Origin of the sequence: Nocardiopsis sp. LDBS1602, assembly GCF_035818715.1 — a bacterium.
Classification (GTDB): Bacteria; Actinomycetota; Actinomycetes; order Streptosporangiales; family Streptosporangiaceae; genus Nocardiopsis; species Nocardiopsis alba.
The window spans coordinates 148,808-169,363 of the sequence record NZ_JAYLVW010000005.1 but is presented as its reverse complement, the minus strand read 5'-3'; the positions used below and the strand labels follow the sequence as shown (position 1 = coordinate 169,363).

Below are 20,556 nucleotides of genomic sequence, written 5' to 3'. Positions count from 1 at the left end.
TCTCCGGCCGGTCGGGCACCATGCCCCCGGGTGAAGGAGGGTGTCCCCGTCCGCTCCCTCCCGGGTGGACGGGGACACGGTGTGGCCTAGTAGGCCCCGGCTCGGCTGCCGACCAGGTCGGGGATGGTGACGGTGTCGTCGAGCTCGTAGGCGTAGGGCGGGTCGGGGACCTCGCCGCGTAGTTCGGGCTGGTCGGAGTCGACGAGAAGGTTGTCGCGGGTGGCGACATTGCCGGGTTCGTCGTCCTTCTCGGTGGCGACCGACAGGGGTGTGCGTTCGAAGTAGTTGCCCTCGACCAACACGTTGGCCCCGTCCGCCGAGCTCACCCCGTACTCGGGGTTGTCGCGGAAGTAGTTGTTGAACACGTGGACGTGTTCGGCGTTGAGGGCCCGGGGGTGCCGGGCCGTGGTGCCGTCGAAGAAGTTGTGGTGGACGGTCACCCGGGGGGCCCGCTCCCGCTCCTCGTCGTCCCCCCCATCGATGAGGATGGCCGCTTCGGCGTCGGTGAAGCGATTCCAGGACACGGTGACGTGGTCGGCGTCGTCGGTCACCGAGACGAGGGGGTCGCCGTCCCCTCCGGAGAAGGTGGAGCCGTCCACCCACACGTGGTGGGCGCCCTCTCCGATGCTCACGGCGGTCTCGTCGACCGTCATGGTCACGTTGGCGATGATGACGTTGGCGGCCTCTTCGACGACGAGTGCGCCGCCGGTCAGTTCGGCGCCCTCTCCGACACCCAGGAGCGTCTTGTCCGATCCGACACGGATCCGGCCGTCGAGGTCGATGTCGCCTTCGATCTCCACGGTGAGGGGCTCGTCGGTCCGGAGGTGCTCGGCGAGTTCGTCGGCGTCCTTCGCGGTGACCGTCTCTCCCCCGGCTCCGCCGGTCACGGCCGTGTGCTCCTCGGGGTCGTCGACCTCCTCACCGTCGTCCTCGTCCTCATCCTCATCCGGTTCCTCGGTCTCCTCGACCTGCCCCGGGTGGCCCGCCCAACCGACCGGTGTACCGAAGGGAGGCTCCTCCTCGGATTCCTCCGAGGGTGTTCCGGTCTCCTCCGTCTCCTCCGGTTCGGGGTCGACGGCGGCTCCGGCGGTGGGTTCGGCGTTCCGGCCGTCGTCCTCACGGGAGCAGGAGGTGAGTGCCGCGCACATCAGGGCCGCCACGCAGGCGGCGACGAGAGGGTGGGGTCGCATGTGGGACTTTCCAACGAGCGGGGAGGGAGGGGTGGGGTCGAACGGTACCGATTCTGTCAGGCCCCGGAAGGTTTCGGACACACCGCTCTCGGGAGGCGCGGAAGCCGACGGGGGCCGTGTTCGTCGGGCTCGGACGTCGACCGGGCACGCCGAAGGGCGCCGGCCCCGTTCGGGGGGCCGACGCCCTCGGTCACCAGTGGTGGAGTGCTCACGCGGTGGGCCGCCGCACCGGACGCTCATCACGTCCGGGGGAGGTCTCCGGCCGCGTCGGAGGGTGCGGGGCCGAGCCCGTCACCCGCCGTGCGGCTACTCCTTGGCCCAGCCGATGTCCTCGTAGACGTAGTCCGAGGCCAGACCGAACTCACCCCAGTTGTGCAGGTTCTCGTTGACGGCGTAGAGGCCGGGACGCTCGAACATCGGGATGGTCACGACCTCCTCCCACAGGAGACGGTCGATCTCGTTGGCGAGCTCGGCGTAACGGTCGGGGTCGGTCTCCGCCATGAGCTCGTCGAACTTCTCGTCGATCTCCTCGGTGGAGACGCGGGCGAGGTTGTTGCCCCACTCGCCGTCCTCGGTGGGCATACCGTAGTTGCCCTTGCTGTCACCGGCGTAGGGGTTGACACCGGTCAGGACGTAGCTGGCCATCTCGTAGTTACCGGGGATGACGTACTCGGGGAAGAGGGAGTTGCCCGGCACCTGCTGGACCTTCACCTCGACGCCGATCTCGGACAGCATGTCGCTGGCGATGTCGCCCTCGTCCTGGGCGACGGCGAGGTCGTCGGAGACGACCCAGTCCAGGGTCAGGGTGTCGCCGTCCTCGTTGGTGCGGACGGTCTCGCCCTCTTCGAGGGTCCAGCCGGCCTCGTCGAGGAGTTCACCGGCGCGCTCGGGGTCGTACTCGCCGTAGCCCTCGCTGTTGTCCTGGTAGCCGTACTGGCTGGACCGCAGCAGACGGTTGACCTCACCGGTGATGGGCCAGTCGACGGCGTCGAGGCTGACCTCGGAGAGGACGTCGGTGTCGATGCCGAGGGAGATCGCGTGGCGGACGCGGACGTCCTCCAGGCGGGGGCTGCCGCCGTTCAGCGAGATGAAGCGGTGGCCGTGGTTGACGGCCTCGGTGAAGTAGGTGCCCTCGCGGTCCTTGATCAGCTCGTAGCCCGCGGCGTCGTAGCCGAGGTAGAAGCCGTCGACCTCACCGTTGTTGAAGGCGCCGGCCTGGGCGTCGCTGCCCATGGCGTCGAAGATGATCTCGTCGAGCAGCGCCGGGGTGCCCCACCAGTCCTCGTTCTTGCTGACGGTGATGCGCTCGGAGACGTCGTCGAACTCCACGTCACCGAAGGGGCCGGCGGTGACCGGGTAGTCCTTCTGGTAACCCTCCTCGAACAGCTCCTCGTCCTCCATGTACTCCTTGGGGTACAGGGGGCTGAAGAGGCCGGGCCACTCGGAGAAGGGCTCCTCGAACTTCAGGGTGAAGGAGTAGTCGTCGTCGGAGACGAACTCCTTGACCAGGTCGTAGCCGCTGGTGGAGCCGAGCTGGAAGTCGCCGTCGCGCTGGCCGGAGATGGTCAGCCAGTTGGCCTCGTAGTCCTCCGCGGTGATGGGCTCACCGTCGGACCAGACCGCGTCCTCGTTGAGCTCGTACCAGACCTCGAGGCCGTCGTCGCTGACCCCGTAGTCGAGGACGTAGTCGGTCAGCGGGGAGTTGGTGCCGTCGGCGGCGTAACGGCTGGTCCTGGGCATGACCGCCGCGGCGGTACGGCGCACATTGGCCAGGTTGCCGTTGGTGTGCCACATGTTGTGCTGCTCGGCGTACTCGTTGAGGGCCCACACGAAGGTGCCGCCCTCCTGAAGGTCCTCACGAGGCGCGGGGTTGAGGTCCTCGGCGGGCAGTTCCGCGACCTCTTGCTGCGCGGCCTCGGTGTCATTGCCGTCGTCGCTGTCGGCGCAGGCGCTGGCCAGCAGGACCAGGGCAGCGGCCGGGGCGAGATAACGCACCTTCCCGATTCGCATGGGGATCTTTCCTCCTTGAGTGTTCCAGCCAGTACGCGGGGCGGTACTGGCCTGTGCCAAATCGAACTTCCGGCTCCTCAGCTGACCGTCAGCCGTTCGGCGTAGTGGCAGGCGGTCCCCTGGTCCCCACCGTTGGTGGGCTGGATCGTCGGTTCGTCGCTCACGCACCGCTCCCGTTCGGAGTCCGAGAGGGTGATGAACTTCTGGCACCTGGTCCGGAACCTGCAACCCGAGGGCGGGTTGGCGGGGCTGGGCAGGTCGCCGTCCAAGACGATGTGCGTGCGGGCGCGTTCCTTCTCCGGGTCGGGGATGGGGATCGCGGACAGCAACGCCTGGGTGTAGGGGTGGGCGGGGCGGGTGTAGATCGACGTGGTGTCGCCGATCTCCACGATCTTGCCGAGGTACATCACGGCCACCCGGTCGGCGATGTGCCGGACCACGGACAGGTCGTGCGCCACGAAGAGGTAGGCGAGACCGAGCTTGGCCTGGAGTTCCTCCAGCAGGTTGACCACACCGGCCTGGATGGAGACGTCCAGTGCCGACACCGGCTCGTCGAGCACCAGCAGCTTCGGTTCCAGGGCCAGGGCCCGGGCGATCCCGATGCGCTGACGCTGGCCGCCGGAGAACTCCGAGGGGAAGCGGGTCGCGTGCTCGGTGTTGAGGCCGACCAGTCGGATCAGCTCGTAGACGCGCTCGACGACCTCGGCCGCAGGGACGTCGTGGGCGCGCAGGGGCTCGGCGATGATGTCGAAGACCGGCATACGCGGATCCAGGGAGCTCATCGGGTCCTGGAAGACGATCTGCATGTCCCGGCGCAGGGCGAAGCGGTCGCGTTTTCCGAGGGTCGCGGTGCTCTTGCCCATGACCTCGATCGTTCCGCGCTGGGGCTTCTCCAGCCCCATGATCTCCATGAGGGTGGAGGACTTTCCGCACCCGGACTCGCCGACGAGGGCGAGGGTCTCTCCCTCGCGGATGTCGAAGCCGACCCCGTCGACCGCGTACACCGTACCGACACGGCGCTTGAAGACCGCGCCCTTCATCAACGGGTGGTGCTTGATGAGGTCGTCGACGCGCAGCATCTCCGCACGGTCCTCGCGGGCCTGGGAGGAGGCCTCCACCTCGGGGATCTCGGGGACCGGGTAGATGTCCCGGGCGGTCCAGTCGTTGGTGTCGATCTCGCCGGAGCGGATGCAGGCGGCCCTGCGTACACCGGTGTCGTGGATCCTCTCCTCGGGGTCCTTCTCCCGCGCGCCGGCCGAGGCGTCCTCGTGGGCCCGGGCGAGTTCCCGGATCCTCTCCGCGGAGGGCTGTCCACCGATGGTGAGCAGTTCCGGTTCGGCGAGTTCGCATTCGGGCTGCGCGATGGGGCAGCGCGGCGCGAAGGGGCAGCCGGGCGGCAGCGCGCTGAGCGAGGGCGGGTTGCCCTTGATCGGGACGAGGGCGCCCTGACGCTCTTGGTCCATACGGGGCACGGCGCCGAGCAGCCCCATGGTGTAGGGCATGCGGCTCTTGTAGTAGATCTCGTCGACGTCGCCGATCTCCACGGGGCGTCCGGCGTACATGACCAGGAGACGGTCGACGAACCCGGCGACGACACCGAGGTCGTGGGTGATCATGACGATCGCGGCGCCGGTCTCGCGCTGCGCGGTGCGCAGCAGGTCCAGGATCTGCGCCTGGATGGTGACGTCCAAGGCCGTGGTGGGCTCGTCGCAGATGATGACGTCGGGGTCGTTGGCCATGGCCATGGCGATCATGACGCGCTGGCGCATACCGCCGGAGAACTCGTGCGGGAAGGAGCGGTAGCGCTCCTCCGGCCGGGGGATGCCCACCAGAGAGAGCAGTTCGATGGCACGGGCGCGCGCCTTGTCCTTGCCCGCCTTGGGGTCGTGGACCAGGACCGCCTCGGCGAGCTGATCGCCGACGGTGTACACGGGGGTGAGCCCGGAGAGCGGGTCCTGGAAGACCATGGAGATGACCTTGCCGCGCTTGCGCGCCATCTCCTTGTCCTTCTTGCCGAGGATCTCCTCGCCGTGCAGACGCACGGAGCCGGTGATCACGGCGTGGTCGGGCAGCAGTCCCATCGCGGCCATGGAGGAGACGGACTTGCCGGAGCCGGACTCGCCGACGATGCCCAGCACCTCTCCTCTGTGGACGGCGTAGCTGACGCCGCGCACCGCGTGGACGTCGGGGTTGCCGCCGAGTCCTTGGAAGGTGACGTTGAGGTCGGTGACCTCCAGGACGGGGACCTCGGAGGTCGGTTCGTCCGTGGTGTTCTCGGTGGCCTCGGCCGTGTCGATGCTCATGTTCGTGTCCCCTCCCCTAGGACCGACGCGACTTGGAGTGCGGGTCGAGGGCGTCGCGCAGCCCGTCCCCGATCATGTTCACGGCGAGGACCAGGACCACCAGCAGAACCGTGGGGAACAGGAACACCCAGGGGGCGGTGGTGGCGTACGGGGCTCCGTTCGCGATGACCACACCGAGACTGACGTCCGGAGGCTGGACGCCCAGCCCGAAGTAGCTCAACGCGGTCTCGCCGATGATGGCGGTGCTGACCATGATGGTGGCGTCGGCGATGAGCAGGGACGACATGTTCGGCAGGATGTGCCGCAGGATGATCTTGTGCGGGGGGACGCCCATGAATCGGGCCGCGTGGATGTACTCGCGTTCGCGCAGTGAGATGGTCAGACCGCGCACCATCTTGGAGGTGACCATCCAGCTGAACGCGGCCAACAGGATGACCAGGATGAGCCAGCCGCCCTGGCCGACGAAGTGGGTGGACAGGATCGCCAGGATGACGAAGCTGGGCAGGACCAGGGCCAGGTCGGCGACCCACATCAGGACCCGGTCGGTGATACCCCCGAAGTAGCCGGCGAAGGAGCCGACGAGCGCTGCGATGACGGTGGAACCGAGCGCGACGAGCAGACCGATGAGCAGCGACTTCTGCAAACCGGCGGTGGACTGGGTGAAGATGTCCTGACCGGTGTGGTTGGTACCGAACCAGTGGTCGGGCGAGATCCCCTCCAGACGCGCGGTGAAGTCGCGTTCGCCGATCCCCCACTGGCTGATGACGGGGCCGAGGAAGGCCAGAGCGGCCAGCAGGGCGATCAGGACGAGCCCGATGATGACCCGCCGGGTCCTCAGAAGCTGGAGCAGCACGTCCTTGGCCCGGTTGGGCATGGGCGGGATGGACGGCGTCTCTTCGGCCCCATCGGGGCGCTCGGACTCCGTGAGGTCTTCGGTCTGGCTCATGACGTGGTCTCCAGCTGGGCTGCCGCGGCGGGACGCGGAACGTACGGGAAGGGACGGGGGGCCATGGCCCCCGTGGCGACGAGGGCGGAGGTGTGCGTCATGGTCACACCCGCACTCTCGGGTCGAGCCAGGCGTAGAGGATGTCGGAGAGGAAGGACGCGGCCATGATGGTGATCGCCATGAACCAGGAGACGGCCGCGACCACGTGGACGTCGTGTCGGGCGATGGAGTCGATCAGCCAGGCGCCCATACCGTGCCAGCCGTAGATCTTCTCGGTGAAGGTCGCTCCGGAGACCAGGGCACCGAAGGTGAACGTGAAATAGGTGATCGTGGGGATCAGCGCGGTGCGCAGGGCGTGCTTGAACAGGGCCTTGCGTCGAGTGAGCCCCTTGGCCATCGCGGTCCGCACGAAGTCGGCGCCCAGGACGTCCAACATCATGTTGCGTTGGTATCGGGCGAAGGCGGCGAACAGCGCGACGGCCAGCACGAGTGTGGGCAGCAACGCGTGGTAGACGCGGTTGAGCAGGAGTTCGTACCACTCTCCGCTGAAGCCGGCCGTGTACTCGCCCGAATAGCGCAACAGTTGGAACCCGGCCAGGTCGTTGATGCTGACGGCGAGTACCTGGACGACGATCGCGATGACCACGGTGGGGACCGAGAGCACGAAGAAGGAGACCGCGGTGGCGGACTTGTCGAAGGCCCGGTACTGACGGATGGCGGCGTAGGCGCCGATCGCGATCCCCAGGAAGCTGCCGAGGAGGGTGGCGACGGTGATGAGGCGGAGGGTGACTCCGGCCTTCATCCACATCTGGGAGGCGACGTCGCCGCCCTGGATGGTCTTACCGAAGTCACCGGTGAAGATCCCGCCGAGCCAGGTGAGGTAACGCTGGGCGATCGGGGTCTGGTCGTTGAGGTTCAGCGCGTCGAGCTGAGCGTTGACCGCTTCGGGCGATGGCGGAGGCTGCATCTGCTCGAAGTAACCGCGCGGGTACAGGTTGGTGGCGGCGAGCAGGTACGCGAAGCTCGTCGCCAGGAAAATCAGTACGACGTAGTTCAGCAGCCGCCTGGCCAGGAACTTGCCCAAAACTATCTCCGAACCTCAACAGCCGAGCCCGGCGCTTGATCTGTGGTTGCGAGTCGCCGACACGGGGAGTGAGCCGGGGTGAGCAGGGCTTCACTCATGCCCGGATGGTTAGTCCGGTTAAGCATTCGCGAGTCGCCGACACCATGAGGATTACTCCATGTGACTGCCGAAACACACTGACTTCCGATTCACGGTCAGTGACCGGAATGTCAAGAGTGTGCGGGATGATGAGACACTTGGCGGTAACCACTCCATCAAGAAAAGACAACGGTGATGATTCGAGCCACAGATTTCCGCTCCATTGTCAAACACCACACTCGCCGCACTCGAGGCATCACTCAAAGTGAGAAAATGCGCCATACCCTGCCCAAACAAGCAACTTCGTCCCACATCTCGTAAACAACGTTTACCCAAAAGCCTCTTTTTCTCGGGCCAATAACACGACCGAGATCTCCGCGCAACACCCCGGAAACAACCCTCGGACCTCCGAAGACACCGCGTGACCAGGACCACCCGAAAATAGTCACACAGAGTAATGAAATGCCCGAGGGGGACCCCTTCACCCTTCCTCCGATCCCGACGATATCGTCACACGGAGTGACGCATGTTAACTCTCGCTAACATGACTCCCCTAGGGCGACTTGGCCCGAGAGCCCTCGGCACCCGCCCCCACCTGGGGTGATTCCAGTGACGTGGAGAACAACGGCGATCGAACGCGGGGGATCAGCGGGGCGAGAGAACCCGAGCGGGCCACTCCCCACCACGTACCGAGCGCACACGCCGCGTCCCCGGCGACCGCCAGCGCCGTCCACCCCAGAGGGCCCACCGTGGCCGTGCCGCGACGGCGACGCCAGGAGGCGAGATGCGGCACGGTCAACACCGCCCCGGCCAGAAACGCCCCCCGGACGAGCCCCCTCCGCCGACCGCCCGCCCCCGCGGCGGCCCCGGCGACCACCATGCCCGCGAGCACCGGCCACCAGGTCGTTCGCGCCGTACGGGCCCCGGCCCGGACCGCGCTCGTCAGGTCGACGACCGCGGGGCGTACCGCTTCCAGGGTCGGGGCGCCGGCCTCCCCGGTCAGGCCTCGGGCGGTGAGCGCCGCCCCGGCCGCGCCGATCACGAGACCGCTCACGGGTCGGCCCCCGAGCACCGAGAGCAGGGCCACCAGTCCGTGCGGCGACATCTCCGGGCCCGTCGCCCACCGTCCGTACCGGCGCGCCGTCGCTCCCCCCTCGGCCGCGTGAACGAAGCGTGAGCGCAGATAGGTCCCGATCCCGTCCGGCATCGGGAGCCGGACCCTCGACCGGGGTTCGTAACGCACCGACCACCCCTCCTCCGCCGCGCGCCATACGAGGTCGGTACCGGCGAGTTCTCCCGCGTCGTGGGAGACCCGGACGGCCGCGCGACGTGCCACCAGGACGCGGACGGGCTCCAGGGGGTCGGCCGCGCCGTGCTCCTCCGGAGGCGAGGGGCGACCTCGCCCTCGATGTCCGTGCCCCCAGGGCAGGACGGGCGCGGGGTCGGCCCCCCGGTCGGCTCGTAGGGCGTGCAGTGCGGCCACCGTCATGCCCGAGGGGCCGAGGGGACGGCGGACCGCGAGGGTCCTGGGGATCACCGCGGCGACATCGGGGTCGACGAAGTGTCCGAGCGCGTTCTCCAGCCACCCTGGAGAGGGTTCGGCCCCCGCTTCCAGAAGCGCGAGGAACTCACCGTCGCAGACGGCCAGCGCGGCGGCCAGGGCCCCGGGACCCCCTGTGGGCCCGTCGACCGTGCGGGCGCCTCTCGCGCGAGCCGTACGCGCCGCGATCCCGGTGGCCCCGACCACGAGGGGACGTGCGCCGGGGTGGTGTTCGGCGATCAGGTCCAGCGTGGTGATCAGCGCGGCGGGGTCGATGGCGCCGCCTCGGCCGATCAGGACGATCCGTGTCCTCTCGTCGAGGGCGGCGGGGGCGGGGCGGGGGTGGGCCAGACCGGTCTCCACCAGGGTCCGGGCGAGGATCCGCTCGTCGAGGTCGGTGGGACGCGCACCGCTGATCCCGCGGATCACGGAACCGACACCCGTCGCGGGCAGCCGAAGAGCACGTGGAGGTGTGCCTCCGACGAGGACGTGTCCCTCATCGGTGAACCGGACGGAACGGTCGATCTCGATGCCGAGGCCCCTGGGGAGGGGGGCGGGGGTGGGCCGGGCCATGCCCCTACCTTGACGTGTGGGAGAGGACACGCGCAAGAGTGGACGAAGTGGTTAAATTCGACCCGCGTTCACCATATTGTTATCCGACGCGGGGGAGATCGTAGGTCGTCCGCCTTCGTCGACGATCGCCCCAGAAGGGGCTCATCGACTCTCCTCATCCCCTCTTTATCCAGTTCAGGCATGGTGGAACTGTCGAAAGCAGGCCGGTCGGGTTTCCAGAAAGGCACGAAGCGTATGCTGAGCGCGAGTAGGCCCTTCAGCGCCGTAGGGCACACCTCTTAGCCGCCATGACGATCTTCCACGGCCGACGCACAGGCCCCACCACCGTCCTCTCAGTGAAGCTTCGCGGCTTCTCCCCCGCCCTATGTCGCCGTCCTCGTACCGTCCCCCCACCGGTACCGAGCCGCTTCCCTCCCTGTTCCCGGGGGCTCCGCCCCGTACATCCACGACGCGCCGTGACCCCTTTCCGGGCATGGACGCCGCGTGGTACCGGCCCGGCTCCGCCCTGCCCGCGCACCCACTTCTCCAGGGGAGTGAACCCACATGAGTGAGACCACCACCCCTCGTTCCGCGCCTTCGGACCCGCTCCTGACGACGTCGGCCCCTCTCATCCGTCCCCAACGCCCGGCGAGACCCATGGAAGAGCCCAACAGCATCGGACAGGCCACCGCCCACCACGGCGGCGCCGTCCCTCTGTCCGCACAGCGACGTTTTCCCGGACTGCCGAGCCAGATCGCCTACGTACGCCGGTTCGTGGCGCGTCGACTGGCCGACTCGCCGGAACTGACCACGGCGACCCTGCTGGCCAGCGAACTGGCGACCAACGCCATCACCCACAGCGCCTCGGGACGCGCCACCGGCAAGTTCGAGGTATGCGTGCTCCAGGCCCCTGGTTGGGCACGAGTGGAGGTCCGCGACCTGGGCAGCACCACCGAAGAGCCCGAGCCTCAGCATCGTGACCCCTACGACACCGCCGAACACGGCCGTGGTCTGGATCTGGTGGAGGCGCTGTCGAGCTCCTGGGGCACCGAACCGCGCAAGGACGGCCGAGGCCGCCAGGTGTGGTTCGAGATCGTGTGGGACGGCGACGACCGCTAGGAAGACCAGGAGAACGTCGCCGTACCGGGTGGCACTACGGCTCCGTTCACTCCTCCGTTCCCGGTGAGCCGGTTCGACCGGTCACGGTGTCGGTGGAGTCGTTCGGGGTGGTCTCGTCGAGCGGCAACCGGTAACGCTCGTAGAGGCGGCGTGCGTAGTCCTTCGCCTCCTGCGAGGGCTCGTCGCCGAGCTCGTCGCGCAGTAGGTCCTCGAGGCTTTTCTTGGCTTCATCCATGCAACGCAGACTGCCTGGAGTGCGCGGATAGCACAAATCGACAGTCCGGTGACAGAGGGGAAAGTCCCGAAGAGCCCAGGGGACGGACGTCGTGGCGCCCGGATCCCGGTCCGCGCGGGTGATCGCGGGGTTCGAAGCGTACCCTCACCCCTTCCCGGCGAACGATCCGACGAGTCTCGCCCGAGAGCACGGGGTCGGCCGTTACCGGGGTTCCCGGCGCTCCAACGCCCGTGATGCCCCTGTGAGCACCCTCTCATATTAGTTGCTTGCGCTGGTTATTTGCGCGTGCAATCATAACTTGCACCCACGGGAACAACGCGCGTGCAACTATTTTTCTCAGCCTATCAGGAGCCTCCCATGCCACTCGGTCTCGTCGCGCTCGCCATCGGCGCGTTCGGTATCGGACTCACCGAGTTCGTCATCATGGGCCTGCTGCCCGACGTCGCCGCCGACTTCGCCGTGTCGGAGGCCACCGCGGGATGGCTCATCTCCGGATACGCGTTGAGCGTGGTCGTCGGCGCGCTGGGGATCACCGCGGCCACCGTTCGACTCCCCAGGAAACCCGTGCTCATGGGTCTCCTCGTCCTCTTCGTCATCGGGAACGTCCTCACGGCCGCCGCCCAGGACTACACGGTCGCGATGATCGGACGGATCGTGGCGGCCCTGTGCCACGGCGCGTTCTTCGGGATCGGCGCCGTCGTCGCCTCCGGTCTCGTCCCCGCCGCGAAGAGGGCCGGTGCCGTGGCGGTCATGTTCACCGGCCTGACCGCCGCGAACGTGCTCGGCGTTCCCTTCGGCACCTTCCTCGGCCAACAGATGGGCTGGCGTTCGACCTTCTGGGCGATCTCGATCATCGGCGTCCTCGCCCTCATCGGTATCGCCGCCCTCGTACCCGCCGTACGCGGTGCCGGGCCCGAGGTGAGCCTGCGCGGCGAACTGAGCGCCTTCCGCTCCGGCCAGGTCTGGTTGTCGCTCCTGGTGACCATGCTCGCCTTCGGCGGCATGTTCGGAGCGTTCACCTATATCGCCTACACCCTCACCGAGGTGACGGGCTTCGCCTCCGGCACCGTGCCGTGGCTGCTCGTCGTCTTCGGTACCGGGTTGCTCGTCGGCAACTGGGCGGGCGGCAGACTCGCCGACCGTTCCATCGACGGCACCCTCGTCACCTTCGTGGCCGTACTCGCCGTGATCCTCGGCGTGTTCGGACCACTCGCCGGATCCCCGGCCGCGACGGTCGTGATCCTGTTCCTCATGGGCGGGTTCGGGTTCGGCACCGTGCCGGGCCTCCAGACCCGGATCATGCGCTACGCGGGCGGGGCCCCGACCCTGGCCTCCGGCGCGAACATCGGCGCCTTCAACGCGGGCAACGCGCTCGGCGCCTGGGCCGGCGGCGTCGGTATCGGCGCGGGCCTCGGCTACACCTCGCCGATCTGGATCGGGGCGGCGCTCACGAGTACCGCCCTGATCGTCATGGTCCTCGCGGCGGTCGCCGCGCGCCGGAGCCGGCCCGCGGAGCCTCGGAGCGGGGCCCCGGAGCCCGTCGACACCGTCCCCGCCCACTGAACGACGGACACTCGCCCGTCCACTTCCACGTCCACTTCCAAGGAGAACCATGTCCACCATCGAGGTACCCCGGATCACCCTGAACAACGGCGTTCGGATGCCACGGCTCGGTTTCGGCGTCTTCCAGGTACCGGACACCGAGACCACCGCCGCGGTGACCTCCGCGCTGAAGGCCGGATACCGGGCCATCGACACCGCCTCCGTCTATGGCAACGAGGAGGGTGTGGGGCGCGCGATCGCCGCATCGGAGGTCGCCCGCGAGGAACTCTTCGTCACCTCCAAGCTCTGGAACTCCGACCACGGGTACGACCACACGCTCCGTGCCTACGACGAGAGCCTCGCCCGGCTCGGCCTGGACCACCTCGACCTCTACCTGATCCACTGGCCGGCCCCCGCGAACGACCTCTACGTCCAGACGTGGCGGGCCCTGGAGCGGCTCTACGCCGACGGTCGGGTCCGTGCCATCGGAGTGTCGAACTTCCAGCCCGCCCATCTGGAGCGTCTCGTCGAGGAGAGCGAGATCGTGCCGGCGGTCAACCAGGTGGAACTGCACCCGGCTCTCCAGAACCGCGAGGTCGTCGCCGCGAACACCGCTCACGGTGTGGTCACCGAGGCCTGGAGCCCGCTGGCGCAGGGGGCCGTACTCGGCCAGGAGGAGGTCGTCGCGATCGCGCGCCGGCACGGGAGGTCCCCGGCCCAGGTGGTACTCCGTTGGCATCTCCAGCAGGGCCGTGTCGTCATTCCCAAGTCGGTGACGCCCTCGCGGATCGTCTCGAACATCGACGTGTTCGACTTCGAGCTCACCGCCGACGAGATCGCGACCATCGACACCCTGGAGCGCGGCGGGCGCACCGGCCCGCACCCGGACGAGTTCTCCGGCTGAGACGACGGGGCCGCCCACGACGGAAGGCGGGGTCTTCGGCCCCGTCTCCATACGAAGGGCGCCCCCGCACCGTGCGGTGCGGGGGCGCCCTTCTCGTCCTTCACGGGCTTCGACCGTTACCGGCCGACGGGTTCCTCGGAGTCCTCGTCCCGCCGGTCCTCGGGCACGTCGCCCACCGTCGCCGCGGAGGCGGAGCCGTTGCTCGCGGCGTTCGCCCCGGCCTTGGCACGGGCCCTGGCCCTGCGACGTTCACGACGCGCCTCGGCCTTGGCCTCGCGCTTCAGACGGCGTACCTCCACCAGCTGGTAGAGGACCGGGACCAGGATCAGGGTCAGCAACGTCGAGGTGATCAGACCGCCGATCACCACGAGGGCGACCGGGGCGGAGACGAACGCGCCGCCACCGGCCATGCCCGTCGCCATCGGGATCAGGGCGGCGATGGTGCCGACCGCCGTCATCAGGATGGGCCGCAGACGGTGCCGGGCGCCCTCGACGATGGCCTCGCCGAGCTCCATCCCCTTCGCCCGGTTCTGGTTGATCAGGTCCATCAGCACGATGGCGTTGGTGATCACGATGCCGATGAGCATCAGCATGCCGATCAGGGCCGCCGCGCCGACCGGGGTCCCGGTCATCAGCAGCAGGGCCAGCGACCCGGTGGCGGCGAACGGGATCGAGATGAGCAGCATGAGCGGCTGTAGCAGGCTCTTGAACGTCGCGACCATGATCAGGTAGCAGATGACGATCGCGGCGAGCATGGCCAGCCCGAGCTGGGCGAAACCCTCGGTCTGGTCCTGGCTGACGCCGCCCAGGGAGGCGGTGGCCCCCGACGGGAGGTCGAGGCCGTCCAGGGCGGTCATGATCTCGCCGCTGACCGCGCCCAGGTCGGACGCGCTCGGGTTGGCCGTGACCGTGGTGCTGGTGACACCGTCGATGCGGGTGAGCTCCGGAGGCTGTTGGACCTCGGTGACCTCCGCGACGTCGGCGAGCTCGATCTCCCGCCCGGTGGGCGTGGTGATCGGCAGCTCCTCCAGCTCCGCCACGGTCTGGGGCGCGTCCTGGACCAGGACGACCACGTCGCGGCGGATGTCCTCGATGGTGGCGGTGCCGACGTTACGGCCGTTGAAGGCCGCGGAGACGGTCTGGCCGATCATGGACTCGCTCAGGCCCTCTTCGACGGCCTTCTCGCCGTCCACGTGGACCTCGAGCGCGGGCTGCGAGGCGGAGATGCCGCTGGTGACGTCATCGGCTCCGTCGATGGAGCGCAGTTCGTCCTCGACCATGCCGGCGGCCTCGGCCAGGGTGTCCTGGTCCTCGGCGGTCACCTGGACCTCGATGCCCGATCCGCCCATGCCGCCCATGGAGTCGAGCCGGGGCTCGTACTCGGTGTCGAGGTCGGCGAAGGTGTCGCGCAGGACGTCGCGGTTGCGGATCTGGTCGGTGTCGGGGTCGGCGGTGATCGTGTAGTCGATCTGGGAGGAGCCGCCGCCCATCATCGGATTGCCGCCGATGTTGACCTGGTAGGTATCGATCCAGGCCATCCCCGCGAGCGCCTCCTCGACCTTGACGGCCTCGGCGTCGGCGGTCTCCAGGGAGGTGCCCGGGTCGAGTTCCTGGACGACGGTGTAGGTGTTCTCCTCGGCCTCCCCGAGCCAGTCGGTCTGGGAGTTCGCGGCCAGGGCGATCGTGCCGACGAAGACGAGGACCGAGGCGGCCAGGGTGACCACGGTGGCGGTCCGACGCTTGGTCGTGATCCAGCGGATGATCGGCAGGTAGGCACGCTGCATCGGGCTGCGCATCTCGCGCTCGTGCGCCTTGCGCTCGATCTCCTCGCGGGTGCTGTCGCCGACCTCGGCGGGCCGCAGGAACCAGTAGCACAGCACCGGGGTGATGGTGAGGGCGACGATCAGCGAGCCGCCCAGGGCCAGGGAGCTGGTCACGGCGAAGGGCATGAAGAGTTCGCCGACCATGCCGCCGACGAACGCCAACGGCAGGAAGACGGCGATCGTGGCGAAGGACGAGGAGGCCACGGCCGTGGCGACCTCACGGACGCCGTCCTTGACGGCGGCCATCCGTTCCTTGCCGTAGTCCATGTGCCTACGGATGTTCTCCAGGACGACGATGGAGTCGTCCACCACCCGGCCGATCGCGATGGTGATCGCGGCCAGGGTGAGCATGTTGAGGGTGAAGCCGAAGGCCTGCATACCGACGAAGGCCACCAGGACCGACACCGGGATGGACACCGCCACCACGAGGGTGGAGCGGATGGAGAGCATGAAGACCAGGATCACGATGACCGAGGCGACCAGGCCGTAGCCGCCGGCCTCGAACATGTCGGTGATCGAGTCGTTGATGAAGGGCGCCTGGTCGAACACGACCGAGAGGGAGACGTCGTCGCCGAGCAGGTCGGACTGTTCGTCCAGCACCTTCTGGACGCCCTCGGAGATCTCGACGGTGTTGCCGTCGGGGGTCGCCATGACCATGAGGGCGACGCTCGGGTCGCCGTCGAGACGGGCGATGGAGGTGGCGGCCTCGGGCACCAACTCGACGTCGGCGATCTCGGAGACCTGGACCGGGGAGGGCGCCGGAGCGGGCGGGGCGCCGGGGAGTGCCGCCGAGGGGTCGGCCCCGGCGGAGGGCCGCACCCACAGGTCCTCGATCTCCCCGAGGTCGGTGAGCTGGTCACCGGTGGTGACGCTGAGGCTGCGACCGTCCTCGTCGATGGTGCCGCCGGCCATGAGCAGGCCGCTCGCCTCCAGGGCGTCGGCCAGGTCCTGGACGCCGATCCCGGCCTTGTCCAGCTCGTCCTCGTCGGGGGTGACCTCGACGCGATCGGCCGGCAGGCCGGTCAGGTTGGCCGAGCGGACCCCGGGCACCGACTCCAGTTCGGGGATCAGGACGTTCTCGATGGTCGAGGCCATCGCCTGCTGGTCGAGGTTCTCGGAGCTGGCGGCCAGCAGCATCACGGGCATCATGTCCGTGCTCATGGCCATGACCGAGGTGTCGACGTCGTCGGGCAGCATCGGGGCGATCTGGTCGACGGCGACCTGGGTCTCGCGGACCAGGGCGTCCTGGTCGCGGCCGTAGTCGAACTCCGCCATGATCTGCGTCGAGCCGGTACTGGACGTGGAGGTGACCGTGTCGATGCCCTCCACCCCCTGGAGGGCCTGTTCCAGGGGTTCGGTGACCTGTCCCTCGACCACCTGTGGTGTGGCGCCCTGGTACTGGGCGGAGACCATCACCATCGGCAGGGACATCTCGGGGAAGAGTTCCCGTTTGGCCGAGAGCGCGGCGACGACGCCGAAGAACAGCACCGCCAGAGTGATGAGCAGGACCAACGCCCGGTTTCCGAGCGACATGACCGAAAGGCGGTTCACGCGTTCGTTCCTTCCGCGTGGGGGGCGGTGTCCCGGCCCGGGGACCGGTCCGCTCCAAGGGCCGTTGTGGCCGTTCTGGACATGAGAGGTGCTCGCTCCTAGCTCGACGGGTGTGGGACGGTCCGGCCCATGGGTGAGGGGCGCGTGTCGAACGCGCGCTCGCCTGCATGGCCTCGGTCCGGTCCGCGAGGTCGTGTGGTGCGGGGGATGCCGGGTCACCCGCCCGTGGGAGGTCGTGTTCTCCACGGACCGGTGGTCGTCCGGGGCGGGCCCTGTCGATGGGCCTCGTCTCCTCCGGGCGCACTCTCACCATACGTCGCGTTATATCTGGAGTGCGGCCGGATCCGGCTACTTCAGGGAACTCTCAGGGTCATATCCACCTTCTGTCGGGGACGACCCCGACCAAAGTCGGAGCGGGACGCGAGGATCGAGGGGGCCTCTTCGCGAAGCGGCCCCGAACAGCGCCGATACCCCACCATCGAAGTAACGGACGTCACAGGGAAAAATTTCGGACACCCGGAAAAACGCACGCTGAGCGCACACCGAGAGCGTCCACCGCCTCACGAAGGGTGGAGAGGGCACCGGCGCGGCCCTCGCGCCACCCCGCACGAACGGCGCGGCGCGGTGACTCAGACCGCCCGGGACTGTTCCTCTGGAGAGGAGAGGGCCTCGTGGGGCTGAGCGGTCCCCCAGACCACCTGGAGCAGATCCTCCAGGGCGTGGGCGAGGGAGTCGTCGACGAGTTCGTAACTGACCTGGCGCCCACGGGCATGGGTCCTGACGAGACCGCAGTCGCGCAGACAGGCGAGGTGGTTGGAGACGTTCTGCCGGGTGAGGCCGAGCCGGTCGGCCAGACCCGCGGGGTAGTCGGGCCCTTCCAGGAGGGTCAACAGCAGGCGGCAGCGCGTGGGGTCGGACAGGGCTCGTCCCAGGCGCTGGATCGCGGCGAGACGCTGTTCGGAGGTCAACATGAAAACCATTGTACATAGCTTGCTGTATAGACAGCGATGGCTGTATAAACAGTCTTGAATGTATGGACAGCCGACGCTGTACTGAATCGTGAAGACCTCCACGACACTTCCGAACAGGGGGAACGATGGGTGCGGGACACGACCACGGCACGATCACCGCCGGGGCCGCCAATAGCAAGAGACTCGCGTTGGTTCTGGGCATGATGCTCAGCGTCGCGGTCGTCCAGGTCACGGGCGCCGCCTTCAGCGGCAGTCTCGCCCTGCTCGCCGACGCCGGGCACACCGTCACCGATTCCTTCGGGGTCGCCCTCGCCCTGGCCGCCGTATGGATCGCCGCCCGACCGGCCACCGCCCAACGGACCTTCGGATTCCAGCGCGCCGAGATCCTCGCCGCGGCCGTCAACGCGATCGTCCTGTTCCTCCTGTGCGGGTTCATCGTCATGGAGGCGATCGACCGATTCCGGGAACCCGCCGAGGTCTCCGGCATGGGGATGATCCTGGTCGCCGGGTTCGGCCTGGTCATGAACATCGCGGCCATGTTCGTCCTGCGGTCGGGGGCCGAGGAGAGCCTCAACGTCAAGGGCGCCTACCTGGAGGTGATGAGTGACGCCCTGGCCTCGGTGGGCGTGATCGTGGGCGGTCTGATCGTCCTGTTCACCGGCTGGCAGCAGGCCGACACCCTCGTCTCCCTCGCCATCGCCGCGATCATCGTGCCCCGTGCCTGGTCCCTGTTGAAGGAGGCCGTGCACATCCTGCTGGAGGCCACGCCCAAGAACGTGGACCTGGCCGAGGTCCGCTCCCACCTGATGGGCCACCCCGCCGTCATCGACGTCCACGACCTGCACGCCTGGACCATCACCTCCGGGGTCCCCGTGATGTCCGCCCACGTCGTCGTCGCCGAGGAGGATCTCCGGGACACCGGGAAGATGCTCGACGAACTCCATTCCTGCCTGACCGGCCACTTCGACGTCGAACACTCGACCCTCCAGCTGGAGCCGCCCGGCCACGCCGACCATGAGGGCGCCCGGCACCCCTGATCCCGACCGGCCGCCACCGCTCCTCTCCCGCTCATCCGCCCACACCTCCTCGAACACCCCCGACCGGGAGACACGGATCATTCCGCCGATAGGTGAGAACGCTCCCGCTCCTTGGCACAATTGACCGGGTCCGTGTGCGAGGAGGTGCAGGCGGAGATGGCGTACGACGACGCCTGGGCGGAAACGAACGCCCTATGAACGGGACCGGGGAAAGGCCCCTGACACGGTGGTGGCGGAGCCTGCCCTGGCCCATCAGACGACGGAGCGGGCGCTTTCACGTCACCGAGCCCGGGGTCGCCCAACGTGAGATCGGCGCCTGGCGCAAGCCGGCCCGGGTGTTCCTCACCATCTTCCTCATGGTGAACCTGGCCGGCACCCTCCTGCTGATGCTCCCGGTCTCCACCACGGACGGCCGGGGGCTGGACTTCGTCCCCGCGCTGTTCACCTCGACCACGTCCCTGGCCGTGTGCGGACTGAGCGTGATCTCCGTGGGGCACGATCTGAGCGTCTTCGGCCAGGTGGTGCTCATGGTGCTGATGCAGGTCGGCGGTATGGGCATCATGACCCTGGCCGCGATCCTCGGCACGGCGGTCATCCACCGTTTCGGGTTGCGTATGCAACTCAACGTGCAGGCCGAGACGCGGAGTCTGTGGGTCGGCGAGGTCAGCGGGCTGGTCCGTCGTGTGGCGATCATCTTCCTGGTCGTTCAGACCTGCGTGTTCCTGATGATCGCCCCGCGCATGTGGCTCGCCTACGACATGGACCCGCTCCAGGCCGCGTACTCGGCGCTGTTCCACGCGGTCTCCTCGTTCAACAACGCGGGCCTGTCCCTGTACGACGACAGCATGACGCGCTTCTCCGGGGACGCGTTCATCCTGTTGCCCATCGCCCTGGCGGTGATCCTCGGCGGCATCGGCTTCCCCGTCATCATCGAACTGTGGCGGAGCATGCGCAGGCGTGAACGCTGGTCCCTGCACACCAAGCTCACCGTCACCACGAGCGCCGTCCTCATCGTGGCCGGGGTCGTCCTCGTCACCCTGATGGAGTGGAGCAACCCCTCCACCCTGGGAGGCCTCCACTGGTGGGCCAGGCTCACCGACGGTTTCTTCCATGGAGTGGTACCGCGCAGCGGGGGGCTCAACGCCGTCCCCACCGGGGAGATGCGCGACTCCACCCTGCTGCTCACCATCATGCTGATGTTCGTGGGCGGCGGCAGCGCCGGAACGGCCGGCGGGATCAAGGTCGCCACCCTGGCGGTGCTGTTCCTCGTGGTGCTGTCGGAGGTGCGTGCACATGACAACGTGCACGCCTTCGGCCGTTCCCTCCCCTCCACGGTGATCCGCCAGTCGTTGAGCCTGGTGTTCCTCTCCGCCTCGGTGGTCGCCTTCGGCACGCTGCTCATCCTGCGCACCACCGCGTTCGACTTCATGCAGGTGCTGTTCGAGGTCGTCTCCGCGGTCGGCGTGGTGGGCCTGTCCACCGGTATCACCCCGGACCTGCCCCCGTGGATCCAGGTCCTGCTCGCGGCGTTCATGGTCGCCGGCCGAATCGGCCCCATCACCTTCGTGACGGCCCTGGCCTTCCGTGATCGCAACCGCCACTACACCTTCCCCCAGGCCCGCCCCATCATCGGCTGAACCACGACCGTCCGGGGCGGGCGGCAGCGCCCCG

At 68.3% G+C, this 20,556-nt stretch carries 14 protein-coding genes; 5 read left to right on the top strand and 9 right to left on the bottom strand.

Annotation, left to right across the window (positions count from 1 at the left end):
* Positions 1-86: 86 nt before the first annotated feature.
* From U9J66_RS17660 to U9J66_RS17635, 6 genes are all read right to left on the bottom strand, one after another.
* Complete coding sequence (locus U9J66_RS17660; protein WP_326338174.1) at positions 87-1,190, bottom strand: pectate lyase family protein; 1,104 nt, start codon at positions 1,188-1,190, stop codon at positions 87-89.
* A 306-nt stretch (positions 1,191-1,496) separates the two neighbouring features.
* Positions 1,497-3,200, bottom strand: coding sequence for an ABC transporter family substrate-binding protein (locus tag U9J66_RS17655; RefSeq protein WP_042284176.1), 1,704 nt, complete (start codon positions 3,198-3,200; stop codon positions 1,497-1,499).
* Between the two features lie 77 nt (positions 3,201-3,277).
* Entirely contained in the window at positions 3,278-5,503 is a 2,226-nt protein-coding gene (locus U9J66_RS17650; protein ID WP_326338173.1) for an ABC transporter ATP-binding protein, read from the bottom strand.
* A 16-nt stretch (positions 5,504-5,519) separates the two neighbouring features.
* Entirely contained in the window at positions 5,520-6,449 is a 930-nt protein-coding gene (locus U9J66_RS17645) for an ABC transporter permease (protein WP_014912607.1), read from the bottom strand.
* A 103-nt stretch (positions 6,450-6,552) separates the two neighbouring features.
* Positions 6,553-7,533, bottom strand: coding sequence for an ABC transporter permease (locus U9J66_RS17640; RefSeq protein ID WP_014911571.1), 981 nt, complete (start codon positions 7,531-7,533; stop codon positions 6,553-6,555).
* Positions 7,534-8,164: 631 nt separating this feature from the next.
* Complete coding sequence (locus tag U9J66_RS17635) at positions 8,165-9,724, bottom strand: glycosyltransferase (protein WP_014909540.1); 1,560 nt, start codon at positions 9,722-9,724, stop codon at positions 8,165-8,167.
* 543 nt (positions 9,725-10,267) lie between these two features.
* Between U9J66_RS17635 and U9J66_RS17630 the strand changes: the two genes are divergently transcribed.
* Positions 10,268-10,822 carry an ATP-binding protein gene (locus tag U9J66_RS17630; protein ID WP_014911680.1) on the top strand — a complete coding sequence of 185 codons (555 nt, stop codon included), beginning with the start codon at positions 10,268-10,270 and terminating at the stop codon, positions 10,820-10,822.
* 46 nt (positions 10,823-10,868) lie between these two features.
* Here the strand turns inward: U9J66_RS17630 and U9J66_RS17625 are convergent, their stop codons facing one another.
* Positions 10,869-11,057, bottom strand: coding sequence for a hypothetical protein (locus U9J66_RS17625; protein ID WP_014912461.1), 189 nt, complete (start codon positions 11,055-11,057; stop codon positions 10,869-10,871).
* Between the two features lie 357 nt (positions 11,058-11,414).
* On the opposite strand from U9J66_RS17625, the gene U9J66_RS17620 reads away from it, so the two are divergent.
* Together U9J66_RS17620 and U9J66_RS17615 are read left to right on the top strand one after the other, a co-directional pair.
* Entirely contained in the window at positions 11,415-12,620 is a 1,206-nt protein-coding gene (locus U9J66_RS17620; protein WP_161111409.1) for an MFS transporter, read from the top strand.
* Between the two features lie 49 nt (positions 12,621-12,669).
* Positions 12,670-13,503 (top strand): aldo/keto reductase, encoded by an 834-nt coding sequence (locus tag U9J66_RS17615; RefSeq protein WP_326338172.1) that lies wholly within the window; start codon positions 12,670-12,672, stop codon positions 13,501-13,503.
* 116 nt (positions 13,504-13,619) lie between these two features.
* Here the strand turns inward: U9J66_RS17615 and U9J66_RS17610 are convergent, their stop codons facing one another.
* Together U9J66_RS17610 and cmtR are read right to left on the bottom strand one after the other, a co-directional pair.
* Entirely contained in the window at positions 13,620-16,877 is a 3,258-nt protein-coding gene (locus tag U9J66_RS17610; protein ID WP_042284167.1) for an efflux RND transporter permease subunit, read from the bottom strand.
* 629 nt (positions 16,878-17,506) lie between these two features.
* A complete protein-coding gene (cmtR, locus tag U9J66_RS17605; protein ID WP_187294466.1) occupies positions 17,507-17,848 on the bottom strand; it encodes a Cd(II)/Pb(II)-sensing metalloregulatory transcriptional regulator CmtR in 342 nt (113 codons plus the stop codon).
* Between the two features lie 125 nt (positions 17,849-17,973).
* On the opposite strand from cmtR, the gene U9J66_RS17600 reads away from it, so the two are divergent.
* Together U9J66_RS17600 and U9J66_RS17595 are read left to right on the top strand one after the other, a co-directional pair.
* On the top strand, positions 17,974-18,885 hold the full coding sequence (locus U9J66_RS17600) for a cation diffusion facilitator family transporter (protein ID WP_042284165.1): 912 nt from the start codon (positions 17,974-17,976) through the stop codon (positions 18,883-18,885).
* Between the two features lie 194 nt (positions 18,886-19,079).
* The gene (locus U9J66_RS17595) at positions 19,080-20,522 is read left to right on the top strand and encodes a TrkH family potassium uptake protein (RefSeq protein WP_202421612.1); all 1,443 of its coding nucleotides are present in this window, start codon (positions 19,080-19,082) and stop codon (positions 20,520-20,522) included.
* The last annotated feature ends 34 nt before the right edge of the window (positions 20,523-20,556 follow it).

Bases quoted from the DNA above. Each gene is read 5' to 3' on its own strand.
- U9J66_RS17660 (WP_326338174.1), bottom strand. From the start codon at position 1,190: ATGCGACCCCACCCTCTCGTCGCCGCCTGCGTGGCGGCCCTGATGTGC.
- U9J66_RS17655 (WP_042284176.1), bottom strand. From the start codon at position 3,200: ATGCGAATCGGGAAGGTGCGTTATCTCGCCCCGGCCGCTGCCCTGGTC.
- U9J66_RS17650 (WP_326338173.1), bottom strand. From the start codon at position 5,503: ATGAGCATCGACACGGCCGAGGCCACCGAGAACACCACGGACGAACCG.
- U9J66_RS17645 (WP_014912607.1), bottom strand. From the start codon at position 6,449: ATGAGCCAGACCGAAGACCTCACGGAGTCCGAGCGCCCCGATGGGGCC.
- U9J66_RS17635 (WP_014909540.1), bottom strand. From the start codon at position 9,724: ATGGCCCGGCCCACCCCCGCCCCCCTCCCCAGGGGCCTCGGCATCGAG.
- U9J66_RS17630 (WP_014911680.1), top strand. From the start codon at position 10,268: ATGAGTGAGACCACCACCCCTCGTTCCGCGCCTTCGGACCCGCTCCTG.
- U9J66_RS17625 (WP_014912461.1), bottom strand. From the start codon at position 11,057: ATGGATGAAGCCAAGAAAAGCCTCGAGGACCTACTGCGCGACGAGCTC.
- U9J66_RS17620 (WP_161111409.1), top strand. From the start codon at position 11,415: ATGCCACTCGGTCTCGTCGCGCTCGCCATCGGCGCGTTCGGTATCGGA.
- U9J66_RS17615 (WP_326338172.1), top strand. From the start codon at position 12,670: ATGTCCACCATCGAGGTACCCCGGATCACCCTGAACAACGGCGTTCGG.
- cmtR (WP_187294466.1), bottom strand. From the start codon at position 17,848: ATGTTGACCTCCGAACAGCGTCTCGCCGCGATCCAGCGCCTGGGACGA.
- U9J66_RS17600 (WP_042284165.1), top strand. From the start codon at position 17,974: ATGGGTGCGGGACACGACCACGGCACGATCACCGCCGGGGCCGCCAAT.
- U9J66_RS17595 (WP_202421612.1), top strand. From the start codon at position 19,080: ATGAACGGGACCGGGGAAAGGCCCCTGACACGGTGGTGGCGGAGCCTG.